Raw genomic sequence first — 12890 nt, forward strand, 5'->3', positions numbered from 1 at the left:
CCACCAGGCTCGGCGCATCGATTTCCGGCAGCGCCGAGACCGGCAGCTGGCGGTAGCCGAGCACGCCCAGCAGCAGCACCGCGACCATCAGCAGCGAGGTGGCGATCGGGCGGCGGATGAAGAGGGTGGAAAAGCCCATGGGGTATCCGGTCTGTCTGTGAGGTGGAGGCGCGCGCGATCCGTGGTCGCAACCCAACCACCGTTCGCCCTGAGCGTAGCGCAGCGGAGTCGAAGGGCTGCCTTCGACCCCGGCCTGCGGCCTACGCCTGTCCTGAGCTGGCCGAAGGGCCCAGGGCGAACGGCTGGCTTTCTGGCGACCCCGTGCTTCGTGCCGGGGTCGCCGCTGTCATCAGTGCCCGCGGCGAGCGCCGCCGCCCTTCTTGGCCTTCTCCAGCTCTTCCTTGGTCGGCGCCGGCGGCACCTCGCCGGGCTTGAGCGGGTTGACCTTGCTGCCGGGCTTGAGCCGGAACTGGCCTTCGGTGACCACTTTCTGGCCCTGGCTCAGTCCGCTGGTGATCATCACTGCGCTGTCGCCCACTTCCTGCGCCACCTGCACCGGCTGCATCTTGACCGTGTTGTCCGGCTGCAGCAGGTAGACGTAGTCGCCGTCCGGACCGCGCTGCACCGCCTGGGCCGGGATCACCAGGCCGCCGCCGACCGTGCGCACCTTCAGCCGCACGTTGACGAACTGGCCGGGCCACAGCTCGTTCTTCTGGTTCGGGAACTCCGACTTCAGGCGAAAGGTGCCGGTGCTGGCGTCGATCTGGTTGTCGATCACCTTGAGTACGCCACCGCCGGCGATCACGTGCGCGTCGCCACGGTCGAGCGCGGCCACGCTCAGTTCGCCGCCGCCCATCGCGGCCTGGCGCACCATGTCCAGGTTCTGCTCGGGCAGGTTGAACATCACGTTGATCGGATGCAGCTGGGTCAGCGTGACGATGGTGCTGGTGGTGGTGACCACGTTGCCTGGGTCGACGCCGCGGATGCCGGCCAGTCCGTCGATCGGCGAGACCACCCGGGTGTAGCCCAGCTGCACCTCGGCATCGCGGATCGCGGCCTGGTCGGCGGCGAGGGTCGCCTCCAGCTGGCTGACCGTGTTGCGCAACGCATCCAGGTCCTGCTTGGCGATGTAACCCTTCGGGCCCAGCTCCTGGCTGCGCGAGTAGTTGGCCTTGGCGGTCGCCAGCTGCGCCTGGTCCTGGTGCAGCCGCGCCACGGCCTGGTCATAGGTGGCCTGGAAGCTGCGCGGGTCGATCTGCGCCAGCACCTGGCCCTTCTTCACCGGCTGGCCCTCGGTGAACGCAAGGCTCATCAGGCGTCCGCCCACCTGCGGACTGATCGCCACCGTGTTGAGCGCCTGCACCGTGCCCAGCGCCGTCAGGTACACCGGCACGTCCTGGCGCGCCACCGGCACCACGGTGACCGGCACCGGCGGCTGCTGGCCTTCCTTGCCCGGATCCTGGGCCTTGGCCTGGCCATCCGGCTTGTGCATAAGGCGCAACCCGACGACGAGCAGCACCAACACTGCCACCACGACCAGCGCGATCTTCCAAAAACGCGACATTAAAAAAGCTCCCGGAATGGTTGTCGGTCCCTTTCGACCGCGTCACCGCAGCCCAAGCCGACCATGTGAAAAGCATAGGGTTACAGCAACGGCCTTGGACAATGCCAGTTGACAGGGGTGTTGCATGACCGATGACACGTGCCCGATGGCATGGACGGCGGCGCTTTGCCGCGGCTCGTGCCGCCGGGGCGCGGCCTGAACTTGGCGTGCGCTTTGATCTATAATCGGCGTCTTGTCTTTCCCGCGGCGGATTGTCCCAGGACTCGCCGGCACGTCCACTGATCACTTGGAGTTACTTGCGTGAGCGGTTCCATGACCAAATCGGACCAGAGCTTCATCCGCCAGTTCAGCTGGCTGATCGCTGGTCTCCACGTACTGGCCCTGGTGTTGCTGATCATGGCCTACACCATCTACGCCCGCTCGCCGAAGGAAACCAACCCGCATGCGACGCAGCGGGTGGCCGAGCGCCTGGCCCCGGCCGGCGCGGTGTATGCCGGCGACACCGGCCGGGCCGCCATGCTGGCCGCGCAGGAAGCCGCCGCCAAGGCCGCCGCCTCGCAGGTCGCCTTCGGCGGCAGCACCGACGGCAAGACCGTCTATGAAGGCCTCTGCCACAGCTGCCACACCGCCGGCGTGGCGGGCGCACCCAAGCTGGGCGACAAGGCCGCCTGGGCACCGCGTATCGCGCAGGGCATCGACACCCTGGTCTCGCACGCGATCCACGGCTACCACGGCCCCGACGGCAACTTCATGCCGCCCAAGGGCGGCATGCCCTCGCTCAGCGACGAGCAGGTGGCCAACACGGTCAAGTGGATCGTCGGCCAGGCCAAGTAAGCACCCGGCCCGACCCGACCAGCCTCCGCCAGGAAACGCCGCCCCTCGGGCGGCGTTTTTCGTTCCTCCCTTCCGCGCCCATCACGCCGGCGTCGCAGAAGGTCTTTACATGCGCGTCCCGATCCGCGCGGCGCGGCCGCGCCCTACGGCTTCCACGCATGCGCGAACCGCTGCAGTTGCGGGAAGAATGCATCGAAGCGGGCCTGCAACGGCGCATCCAATGCCTGCAGCACCGGCAGCATCCGCCCCAGCGGGTTATCGCGCTGCAGGCGCTCGCCGATACCGGCCAGCGCGCGATCCAGCATCGCCGGGTCGGCATAGGCGGCGGGCAGGTCGTTGGCCCGCATGTAGTGTGCGAAGCGCCGCGCGCTCGGCGGAAGCAGTGCGTCCTGACGGCGCAGCAGCTCCCGCAGGCCGGTCGAGAAACCGGCCAGCGGCAGCGGCGACCAGCGGACGAAGTCGCGCGCCAGCAGATGGTCGAACCACATGTCCAGTGCGATGCCCGCGTAGCGGCGGTACGGCGGCTGGAACAGCGCGCGTGCCGCCAGCACCTCGGGATGGCGATCGGTGTAGCCGTCGATCGCGCGGTGCAGCGCGATGCCCTCGCGCACGCCGGCCGGCAGCAACGGATCCGGTGCGCCACGCACGAAGTCCCCGAGCACCCCGCCCAGAACCCGTTCCCGGTCGGCACCGGCGAGCAGCGCGTGCGCCAGGTGGTTCATGCCGGGCCCCGGCACCACGGCCGATGCACGGCCGCGACGGTTATCATTGCGCGCATGACACCCACCACCGTTCCCGACAATCCCGCCGGCTTTCCCACGGAAGAGGCGAGCTTCGCGCTCGACGGTCCCGCCGGCAAGCTCGAGGCGATCGGCAACGTCGCCGCCCCCGCCGAGGCGCGCCGCGGCGTGGCGGTGATCTGCCATCCCAACCCGGTGCAGGGCGGCACCATGCACAACAAGGTGGTGACGATGCTCGAGCGCAGCCTGCGCGAGTCGGGGCTGGACACGCTGCGCTTCAATTTCCGGGGCACCGGCGCCTCGGAGGGCAGCTACGACGAGGGCAACGGCGAGAGCGAGGACCTCGCCGCGGTCGCCGCCTGGGTGCGCCGCGTACGCCCCGGTGACGCGCTGTGGCTGGCCGGGTTTTCCTTCGGCAGCTACGTGACCATCCGCAACGCGGTGCGCCTGCAGGCCGCGGCCCTGGTCAGCATCGCGCCACCGGCCGGGCGTTTCGCGCTCGCCGCGATCGAGCCGCCGCGATGCCCCTGGCTGATCGTGCAGGGCGAGGCCGACGAGGTGGTCGAGCCGCAGGCGGTGTTCGACTGGATCGACAGCCTGCCGGTGCAGCCGGAGGTGGTGCGCATGCCCGAGACCAGCCACTTTTTCCACCGCCGGCTGATGGACCTGCGGGGTGCGGTGAAGCACGCGGTGCAGCCGTGGCTGCCACCGCCGCGTAGCGGATGAGTCGCTCCCGCCACGTTCCACGCCCAGCCGCGGTTAGGGCCAGCATGCCCGCGGGCCCAACCGACCGCCTTTCCCGCCTCCCGCCGCCCGCCGCGGGAGGAGCCGCCATGCCGAACCCTGCTTCATGACCACTCTCACCCCTTCCGCCCGCTACCACGAAGGCGTCGCCGCGCATCGCTGGGAAGCCGACCCGGCGCAACTGGCCGTGCTGCCGGAGTTCGACCGCATGCACGCGGCACTGTGCGCCGCCCCGGAAACCGGCGGCCTGTTCGGACGGCTGAAATCGCTGTTCGGCGACGACGAACGCGTCCCGGTGCCGGGCCTGTACCTGTGGGGCAGCGTCGGCCGCGGCAAGACCTTCCTGATGGACCTGTTCGCCGCCAGCCTGCCGCACGGCGTGGCGCTGCGACGGCACTTCCACCGCTTCATGGGCGAGGTGCACGCACACCTGCGCGAGCTCGGCGAGCGCGCCGATCCGCTGGAGGACGTCGCCGAAGGACTGGCCGCGCGCTGCCGCGTGCTGTGCCTGGACGAGTTCCTGGTCAACGACATCGGCGACGCGATGATCCTGGCTAATCTGCTGGATGCGCTGTTCCGCCGCGGCGTGGCGCTGGTGACCACCTCCAACACGCCACCACAGGACCTCTACCGCGACGGCCTGCAGCGCGCCCGCTTCCTGCCTGCCATCGCGTTGATCGAGCGGCACTGCCGGGTGGTCGAGATGGTCTCGCCGCACGACTGGCGCCTGCGCGCACTGACCCAGGCACCGGTCTACCTGACACCGCCGGGTGCCGAGGCCGAGCGCGCTCTGGCGCGCATCTTCGCCAGCCAGGCGCAGGGCGCGGCCCGTGAGGACGTCACGCTGGAAATCAACGGACGCCCCATCCCACTGCGCCGGCAGGCGCCGGGCGTGCTGTGGTTCGACTTCGAGGCGCTGTGCGAAGGTCCGCGCGCGGTCGCCGACTACATCGCGCTGGCGCGACGCGTGCCCACGGTGCTCGTTTCCAACGTGCCGCAGTTTTCCATCTACAGCGAGGACGCGGCGAAGCGCTTCGTGTTGATGGTGGACGAGTTCTACGACCGCCTCGTCAAGCTGGTGCTTTCGGCCGCCGCGCCGATCACCGAGCTGTACGACGGCGAGCGCCATCGCGCCGAGTTCAGTCGTACCGAGTCGCGCCTGATCGAGATGCAGAGCGAGGAATACCTGGCCCTGCCGCACCGGCCCGACTGAGGGTGACCCGCCCGGGGCGCGCGCCCCGGACGCCGCCATCCCTTCTCTTTTTCGCATTGCGGCCGTCGACGCGGCCGAAGTACTCTGGCCGGAGGGGTGACAGCGGTTCCCACCAGGTCGGCCGGAGGGAGAACGCCATGCATACGACCGTGGAGCAGGACGCGGAAGCGGCACCTGTGGACCAGGAACCCGCTGCCGCCATGGCCCCCGTTGCAGACGAGTACGCCGTGCCCGGCTTCGACGCCGTGGCCCACCTCGCGGCCGCGTCGCTCGACGTGGCGATGGTCGCGCTGGTACTCGACAGCGGAAGCGCCTACTGGTACAGCCGCGACCCGGAAGCCCGCAGCCCCCACGCGCTGCACCCGCTCTACCTGGAGGCGGCCCGCCGCGGCGCCGGCCAGGTACTGCCCGACATCGCCGCCGACGCGCGCTACCGGGATACGCCGCCGCTCACCGGTCCTTCGCCGGCCCCGTTGCGCTTCTTCGCCTGCGAGCCGGTGTTCACCCTCAGCGGGCGGCACGTCGGTGCGCTGTGCGTGATGGATCACGCGCCCCGCAGCGGACTGGACGAGACCGGCCGCGCGGCCTTGCGCGACGCCGCGCGGCTGGCCGGCGCCGGCGTGGTGCTGGGCGGCTACCTCGGCCGCACCGACCCGGTCACCCAGCTGCCACATCGCAGTGCGTTCTTCGAGGACCTGCGCGCGCGTTCCAGGAACGGCGTGCAGCGGGCCTGGCTGATCGCCATCGAGGTCGCCCCGGTGGAGCGCTTCAACGCGTTCGTGCGGGCGATGGGTTTCACCTACGCCGACGAGCTGATGCGTGCGGTGGCCGCGCGCGTGCAGGGCTGGATCCCGGCCCGCACCAACCTCTACCAGGTCGGCGTGACGCGCTTCGCGGCGGTACTTCCCGACGGCGACAGGCCGCTGGAAACGGACCAGCTGGACGACCTGGTCGCCCGCCTGCGCAGGCCGTTCGATTGCCTGGACATCCCGCTGACCCTGCAGCCGGGCGTGGGCCTGCTCGATCTGGACGTGCGCCAGCTCGACGGCAACGATCCGCTGCGCCAGGTGATGAGCGCCTCCTACGCCGCGCAGCGTAGCCCGCGCGGCTGGGCGCTGTACGAACGCCGCCAGGACGAACGCCACCGCCAGGAATTTTTCCTGGTGACCGAGCTCGCCGCCGCGCTGACCGAGCGCACGGAGCTGTACCTGCACTACCAGCCGCGCGTGCGCCTGAGTGACGGCCGCTGCGTGGCGGTGGAGGCGCTCGCGCGCTGGCGGCACCCGACCCTGGGCGAGGTGCCACCGGGCCAGTTCGTGCCGCTGGCCGAACGCGCGGGCCTGATGCGCTCGCTGACCGGATGGGTGCTCGACCACGGCGTGGCGCAACTGGCGGCATGGCGTCGTGCCGGCCACGACATCGGCCTGTCGCTCAACATCTCCAATGCCGACTTCGATGCGGACCTGGTCACGCGCCTGGAAGGGGTGGTCGACCGCCACGGCGTGGACCCGCGCGTGCTCGAACTGGAATTCACCGAGAGCACGCTGCTCGCGCACAACGACGCCACCCGTCGCCACCTCGATGCGGTGCGCGAGCTGGGCGCCGGCATCGCGATCGACGACTTCGGCACCGGCTACAGCAACCTGGCGTCGCTGCGCCAGATGCCGGCGACCTGCCTGAAGATCGACCAGTCCTTCGTGCGCGCCATGGATGCCAGCCGGCACGATGCGGCCATCGTCCGCTCGACCGCCGCGCTGGCGCACGACCTCGGCTTCCGCGTGGTGGTCGAAGGGGTGGAGACCCGGCGTATCTACGAGACCGTGCGGCGCATGGCCTGCGACGAGGTGCAGGGCTTCCACGTCTCGCGACCACTCCCCGCGGCCGCCGTGCCCCCCTGGCTCGAACGCTCGGCGGAATGGCACCACGCGGACGGCCAGGGCGAGCCCTGATCGCGTCGACAAGCGGTGCCGACGGCGTGCCCGGCGCGCATCCCGCGCGGGCGTACGCCTGGGCGGCCGCGAGCACCCGGCCGGGCCGTACGCGTCACTCGTGCCTGGCCGTCTTCAGCACGCTGATCTTGCCGTTGGCCTCCAGCCGCACCTCGGCCACGTCACCCACTTCGCGCAGGCCCTTTTCGCGCAGCACGCGGTGGAATGCCTCCTCGGACATATCGTGCTTGCGCAGCGCGCCCTCGATCACCTGGCCGTTGCGCGCCAGCACGCTGGCCCTGCCCTCGATCAGCCGCTCCAGGCCCGACCAGCGCGCACAGGCCCAGGCGACGCCCTTGTCCAGCAGGACGATCGCCAGCACGCCGATGATCGCGGCGAGCGGCTTCCGGTCATCGCCGATGATGGCCGTGCGCAGGGTGCCGCCGACCAGCATGAGCACGACGATGTCGAACGTGGTCATCTCGCCGAACGAGCGCTTGCCCACCAACCGAAGCAGGATGAGCAGCCCCAGATAGACGCCCGCCCCGCGAAGCGCGTACACCCACCAGGGGTCCGAGAGGTGCATGGCGTCAGCCGGTCGAACCGCCCATCACCGGCAGGATCGCGCCGCTGATGTAGCTCGAGCAGCTGGGCGCGGCCAGGAACACGTATGCGGGCGACAGCTCCTCCGGCTGCGCCGGTCGGCCCCATGGGTTCTGCTGGCCGAACTTGGCGACCTGCTTGGCCGGCTTGTCGGCGGGGTTGAGCGGCGTCCACACCGGCCCGGGCGCCACCGCGTTGACGCGGATGCCGCGCGACACCAGGTTGCTTGCCAGCGACATGGTGAAGGCATGGATCGCGCCCTTGGTCGCCGAGTAGTCGAGCAGGTGGGCGTTCCCGAACAGGCCGGTCTCCGAGCCGGTGTTGATGATCGCGCTGCCCTCGTGCAGGTGCGGCAGCGCGGCCTTGGCCATGTGGAAATAGCCGTAGATGTTGGTGCGCATGGTGAGGTCGAAGTGCTCCTCGGTGATGTCCTCCAGCGCATCGGCGTGTTCCTGGAAGGCGGCGTTGTTGACCAGCACGTCCAGCCGGCCGAACGCATCGATGGTCCGCTGCACCGCCTGTTCGCAGAACGCCGGGTCCTTGACGTCGCCACGGATCAGCAGGCAGCGCCGGCCCTCCTGCTCGACGTGGCGCTGGGTCTCGCGTGCGTCCTCGTCCTCGGACAGGTACACCACGGCCACGTCGGCGCCCTCGCGCGCGAACAGCACCGCCACTGCGCGGCCGATGCCGGAGTCCGCGCCGGTGATGATCGCGGCCATGTCTTCCAGTTTGCCGCTGCCGCGGTATGCGGGCGCCTCGAACTGCGGCCGCGGTTGCAGCCGCGCTTCCTTGCCGGGCTTGGCCAGGTGCTGCTCCGGGAGCGGCGTGCGTGGCTTGGACCTCGGACTGGTCTGCCCGGGCTGCTTCTTCGCGGCGGCCTTTTTGGTCGCGGACTTGGCAGGCTTGGCCTGCCGCTTCTGCTTGTCCTTGGCGTCGATCTGCGATTGCACGCGGCGTTCCTTGGCGACCGCCGTGCCGGTGCCGCGCCTGGCGGATTTCGTCGTGGCCATCATCCGAGCTCCCGTAGTGGCTGGGTATGGCTCGCGACGATAGGCAGCCCACCGTGGCGGACAGGTGAGCACAGGCGTCCACGCCGCTGACGCTTTTTTCCCGCCACGGCAGCGGCGCCCGGGGGCGAGGTGGCGCACGGCCGCACGGGACCGCCTCTGCGGACGGGAGCGAGGCTCATGGCGCATGACCGGGGGAACACGAAATATTGGGTCCCCGGCGGCGCCTGGCCACGAGAAGTCGTGCCGTGTCCGTAGGCTTGGCCGGTCCCTGGCGGGGCACGACCGGGATGCATTCGGCACCGCGTTCTGAGACGCTCGCGGCCTGCGCGTGAGGACACGATGAGCCTGGCCGACGTCACCCTGCTGTTCGACAGCCCGCTGCTGCGGATCACCGGCATCGACTGCCGCCATCCGCGCGGCGGCTGCGGCTGCGAGCGAGGCGACGAGCGCACTCACCTGGCATTGCTGCGTCGCGGCGGCTTCGGCTACCACCTGCGCGGCTCCACGTATGTCGGCGACCCGGCCACCGCGCTGCTCTACCGCGCCGGCGACAGCTACCGCATCTCGCACCCGTTCCAGGGCGGCGATGCCTGCAGCTGCTTCGAGGTGGCGCCCGAGCACGAGGAAGAGCTGTTCGGCCGCCGCCTGCGCGACGCGGCGGACGCCGCAAGGATGGTCGGTCCGGCCGACCAGTACCGGCACCGCGCGCTGCATGCCGCCCTGGCGCGCGGTGTCGCCGATCGCCTGGCGGCCGAGGAAGCGGCGGCGGCGTTGTGCCATGACATCCTGCGCCGGGCTCCGCCGCCCGCCGGATCCCTCCCGGCGTCCGCACAGCGGCTGGCGACGCGCGCGCGCGAGCGGCTGCTCGCCGATCCTGGCGACGACGGCGGCCTTGCGGCTCTGGCGGCATGCGTTGGCTGTTCGCCCTTCCACCTGGCCCGCGTGTTCCGCCGCGCCTTCGGACTGAGCCTGGCGGATTACCGGACGCGGTTGCGCCTGGCACTGGCGGTCGACCGCCTGGCCGCGGGCGCACACGACCTCGCCGCGCTGGCCTGCGAGCTCGGCTTCAGCCACCACAGCCATTTCGGCGCGGCGTTCCGGCGCCATATCGGGCTGACGCCCGCGGCGGCGCGGACGCGCCTGCGCATGGACGCGGCCACCCGTGCGAGCAAGCATTTGATAGCGACGCGATCCCCCGGCCGCTAGCGTGCCCGGACATCCCACGGGAGTCCGCCATGAAGACCGCCATCGCCCTGTTCGCCCTCGCCGCCGCGCTGCACGCCCGAGGCGCCCTCGCCACCGCACCGCACGCCATGCTGCCCCGGAATCTGGCCAGGGCGGTGGCCGAGTTCGACCGGGCCCAGGTTCAGGGCGACGGCGCGGCGCTTGCGCGCCTGCTCGCCGACGACTACGTGCTTTTCAACAGCCGCGGCCGGGTCGAGGACAAGGCCGCGTTCATCCGCGACTACACCGCGGCCGGCACCACGATGAAGCCGTTTACGGTGGAGGACGAGGTGGTGCGCCACTGGCCCGGCGGCGCCGTGCTCGGTGGCCTGGTCACGCTGGAGGGCACCAGCGAGGGCAAGCCCTACACGGTGCGCCTGCGCTTCGCCGACATCTGGCGCGAGCGCGACGGCCGCTGGCAGGTGGTCTTCACGGGGGCAACTCGCGTACCCGCACCGTAGCCTGGGCGACCTCTTCGGTTCTAGCAGGCGTGGCGCGTGGGCCACGGTTGGCGCATTCCCCCCGCAAGCCCCCGCCATGCCGGGCGCTCCCGCGAACCCTCCCCTCATCCCCGCCCACTCCCCGGGGAGGAGGCATCCCCATCGCGTAACGACCGGCCTATTGACTACAGTTGTAGTCAGCGCTAGCGTGACTACAACTGTAGTCAGGAGAGCGCCATGCCCCGTCCCTCGATCGGCGACCAGGAACTCGCCCTGCTTCATTACCTGGCCGAACACGCCCCCGCCTCGGTCGGCGAGGTCGCCGCCGGTTACGGCGAAGCGCGGGGCCTGGCCCGCTCGACCGTGCTGACCATGATGGAGCGCCTGCGCGGCAAGGGGTATCTCAAGCGTCGCCAGGCCGGCGGGGTGTACCGCTACAGCCCGGCCACCGCCCCCGGCGAGGCCATGCGCCACGCGGTCGGCAGCTTTGTGGAAAAGACCCTCAGCGGGTCGGTCGCGCCGTTCGTGGCCTACCTGTCCGAGCGCGCCGAGGTCAGCGACGCCGAGCTGGCCGAGCTGGAAGCGCTGGTGGCCCGGCTGCAGTCACGCCGCAAGGAGTCCTGAGCCATGCCCAGCCCCGCCACGCTGCTGGATGCGTTGTCCGTTCGCCTGCTGTGGACCTCGGCGCAGGCGTGCCTGCTGATCGGTGCGGTCGCCCTGGCCTGCCGTCTGCTTCCGCGGCTACCGGCAGCGGTGCGCTGCATGCTGTGGTGGCTGGTCGGCGCGCAGCTGCTGCTCGGCCTGGCCTGGCACGCGCCGCTGCAGTTGCGCTGGCTGCCGCCGCCCGAGGCCATGCCGGCGGAAGCGATACATGCGCTCCCGCGCGTGGTCTCGACCAGGGTCACGCCGACGGTGCCGGGGCCCGCCACGCCGGCCGTCGACCTGCCTGTCGAGGCGGCAACCCTCCCTTGGCCGCGGTACCTGCTGGCGGTGTGGCTGGCGGGCATCACGCTGCAGCTGGCATTGGTGGCGCGGCAAGGATGGCGGGCCGCGCGGGCCCGCCGCCACGCGCGGCTGGCACCCGTCGCCTGGCAGGCGGCCTGCCGGCGGCAGGCGGGACAGCTCGGTCTGCGCCGCGCACCGCCGATTGCGTTGTCGCCCGCGGTCGGCTCGCCGCAGGTGCTCGGCGCCTGGCGTCCCCTCGTGCTGTTTCCGGCCGACGCGCGTCTTTCCGACGAGGAAACCGCGATGGCCATCGCGCACGAACTGGCGCACCTGCGCCGCGGCGACCTGTGGCTGGGCTGGATTCCCGCACTGGCGCAGCGGCTGTTCTTCTTCCACCCGCTGGTGGCCTGGGCGATGCGCGAGTACGCGTTGAGCCGCGAGGCCGCCTGCGACGCCCAGGCGCTCGCCTGTACCGGGAGCGCCCCCCAGGCCTACGGCCGGCTGCTGCTGCGGCTGGGCGTGGCCGCTCCGCTCCGCTCCGGCCTGGCCGGAGCCTCCCCCACGTTCCACAACCTCAAGAGGCGACTGACCATGTTGCAGCACATCGAGGCCACTTCCCGCCGCAGCCGCGGCTGGCTGCTGCTCGTCGCGATCGCGGTGGCCGGCGTGCTGCCCTACCGCGTGACCGCGGGCAGTGCGCAGGCACCCGCCGACGGTGCCCAGGCCGTACCGGCGGCGGCTCCGGCCGCGCGCCCCGCACCTGCAGCGGCCCCGGCGCCCGCAGCGCCGGCCGCGCAGCCGGCACCGGCCGCACATCACCGGCTCCCGCCGCCGCCACCGCCTGCGCCGCCCGGTCCGCCGCCTCCGCCACCCGCACCTCCTGCTCCGCCTCCGCCGCCTCCGGCACTGACGGGCTTCTCCGGGCATCACGTGCACATCGATACAGACTCGGATGCGCGCAGCGGCCTGGCGATCTTCGACGGCGATACCGCGATCATCAGCGGCAACGATGCCGACATCTCGGCGGCAAGCCGGCTGCAGCACGGCAACGGCCCGCTGGTCTGGTTCCGCCATGAGGGCAAGGCGTACGTCGTGCGCGATCCCACAGTGGTTGCGCGGGCCCGGGCGATCTACGCGCCGGTGACCCGGATGGCGGGCGAGCAGGGCAGGCTGGCCGGAGAGCAGGGCCGGCTCGCCGGCCAGCAGGCCGGGCTCGCGGCGCGCGATGCCGCCTTTGCCCGCGAACAGGCGGCACTTGCCGGCGCACAGGCCGAGCTCGCGGCGGAGGCCGCGGAAGGCGCCGGCGACCGGGCTGCCGCGCGGGAACATGCGGCGCGCCGGCACGCGATCGAACAGCAACAGGCACGACTGGAGCAGCGGCACGCGAGGGCGCAGAAGGAAATCGCGGCGCAGCAGCAGGAGCTGGAAACGCAGCAGGCGACATTCGCGAAGCAGCAGCGGGAACTCGCGCAGCGCCAGCAGGAGATCAGCCGTCAGGCCGAACAGCAGATGCAGCAATTGCTGGAAGAGGCCATCCGCACCGGCAAGGCCCAAGCCGTGCGCGTCGGCTGACGCTGCCACCAAGTGCGTGCGGGCGGCCCCGCCCGCCCCGAAACCCTGCAGGCGCCGCAGCCATGCGGCGCCT

General features: G+C 71.3%; 13 protein-coding genes. 8 read left to right on the forward strand and 5 right to left on the reverse strand.

Annotation, left to right across the window (positions count from 1 at the left end; genetic code table 11):
• Positions 1–139: efflux RND transporter permease subunit (locus VFH59_RS09720; RefSeq protein ID WP_325164705.1), on the reverse strand; the 139-nt coding region annotated here is incomplete at its 3' end.
• A 210-nt stretch (positions 140–349) separates the two neighbouring features.
• Positions 350–1564 (reverse strand): efflux RND transporter periplasmic adaptor subunit, encoded by a 1215-nt coding sequence (locus VFH59_RS09725; RefSeq protein ID WP_325164693.1) that lies wholly within the window; start codon positions 1562–1564, stop codon positions 350–352.
• A gap of 312 nt (positions 1565–1876) precedes the next feature.
• Between VFH59_RS09725 and VFH59_RS09730 the strand changes: the two genes are divergently transcribed.
• Entirely contained in the window at positions 1877–2398 is a 522-nt protein-coding gene (locus VFH59_RS09730) for a c-type cytochrome (protein WP_325164694.1), read from the forward strand.
• A gap of 143 nt (positions 2399–2541) precedes the next feature.
• Here VFH59_RS09730 and VFH59_RS09735 read toward each other — a convergent pair whose 3' ends face one another.
• A complete protein-coding gene (locus VFH59_RS09735; RefSeq protein ID WP_325164695.1) occupies positions 2542–3120 on the reverse strand; it encodes an ACP phosphodiesterase in 579 nt (192 codons plus the stop codon).
• Between the two features lie 54 nt (positions 3121–3174).
• Between VFH59_RS09735 and VFH59_RS09740 the strand changes: the two genes are divergently transcribed.
• The 3 genes from VFH59_RS09740 to VFH59_RS09750 all read left to right on the forward strand — a co-directional run bounded on the left by VFH59_RS09740 (position 3175) and on the right by VFH59_RS09750 (position 7044).
• Positions 3175–3864: an alpha/beta hydrolase gene (locus VFH59_RS09740; protein ID WP_325164696.1), complete on the forward strand. Its 690-nt coding sequence runs from the start codon at positions 3175–3177 to the stop codon at positions 3862–3864.
• 124 nt (positions 3865–3988) lie between these two features.
• Positions 3989–5095: a cell division protein ZapE gene (zapE, locus tag VFH59_RS09745; RefSeq protein WP_325164697.1), complete on the forward strand. Its 1107-nt coding sequence runs from the start codon at positions 3989–3991 to the stop codon at positions 5093–5095.
• A 137-nt stretch (positions 5096–5232) separates the two neighbouring features.
• On the forward strand, positions 5233–7044 hold the full coding sequence (locus VFH59_RS09750) for a bifunctional diguanylate cyclase/phosphodiesterase (protein WP_325164698.1): 1812 nt from the start codon (positions 5233–5235) through the stop codon (positions 7042–7044).
• Between the two features lie 94 nt (positions 7045–7138).
• Here the strand turns inward: VFH59_RS09750 and VFH59_RS09755 are convergent, their stop codons facing one another.
• Positions 7139–7609 (reverse strand): DUF421 domain-containing protein, encoded by a 471-nt coding sequence (locus VFH59_RS09755; RefSeq protein ID WP_325164699.1) that lies wholly within the window; start codon positions 7607–7609, stop codon positions 7139–7141.
• Between the two features lie 4 nt (positions 7610–7613).
• Positions 7614–8636: an SDR family oxidoreductase gene (locus tag VFH59_RS09760; RefSeq protein ID WP_414655873.1), complete on the reverse strand. Its 1023-nt coding sequence runs from the start codon at positions 8634–8636 to the stop codon at positions 7614–7616.
• Between the two features lie 339 nt (positions 8637–8975).
• On the opposite strand from VFH59_RS09760, the gene VFH59_RS09765 reads away from it, so the two are divergent.
• The 4 genes from VFH59_RS09765 to VFH59_RS09780 all read left to right on the forward strand — a co-directional run bounded on the left by VFH59_RS09765 (position 8976) and on the right by VFH59_RS09780 (position 12817).
• Complete coding sequence (locus tag VFH59_RS09765; RefSeq protein ID WP_325164701.1) at positions 8976–9842, forward strand: AraC family transcriptional regulator; 867 nt, start codon at positions 8976–8978, stop codon at positions 9840–9842.
• Between the two features lie 29 nt (positions 9843–9871).
• Positions 9872–10321 carry a nuclear transport factor 2 family protein gene (locus VFH59_RS09770; protein ID WP_325164702.1) on the forward strand — a complete coding sequence of 150 codons (450 nt, stop codon included), beginning with the start codon at positions 9872–9874 and terminating at the stop codon, positions 10319–10321.
• A 216-nt stretch (positions 10322–10537) separates the two neighbouring features.
• On the forward strand, positions 10538–10924 hold the full coding sequence (locus VFH59_RS09775) for a BlaI/MecI/CopY family transcriptional regulator (RefSeq protein WP_325164703.1): 387 nt from the start codon (positions 10538–10540) through the stop codon (positions 10922–10924).
• A 3-nt stretch (positions 10925–10927) separates the two neighbouring features.
• The gene (locus VFH59_RS09780; RefSeq protein ID WP_325164704.1) at positions 10928–12817 is read left to right on the forward strand and encodes a M56 family metallopeptidase; all 1890 of its coding nucleotides are present in this window, start codon (positions 10928–10930) and stop codon (positions 12815–12817) included.
• The last annotated feature ends 73 nt before the right edge of the window (positions 12818–12890 follow it).

The sequence above is a fragment of the Frateuria sp. genome, from assembly GCF_035695185.1.
Taxonomy (GTDB): Bacteria; Pseudomonadota; Gammaproteobacteria; order Xanthomonadales; family Rhodanobacteraceae; genus Frateuria_A.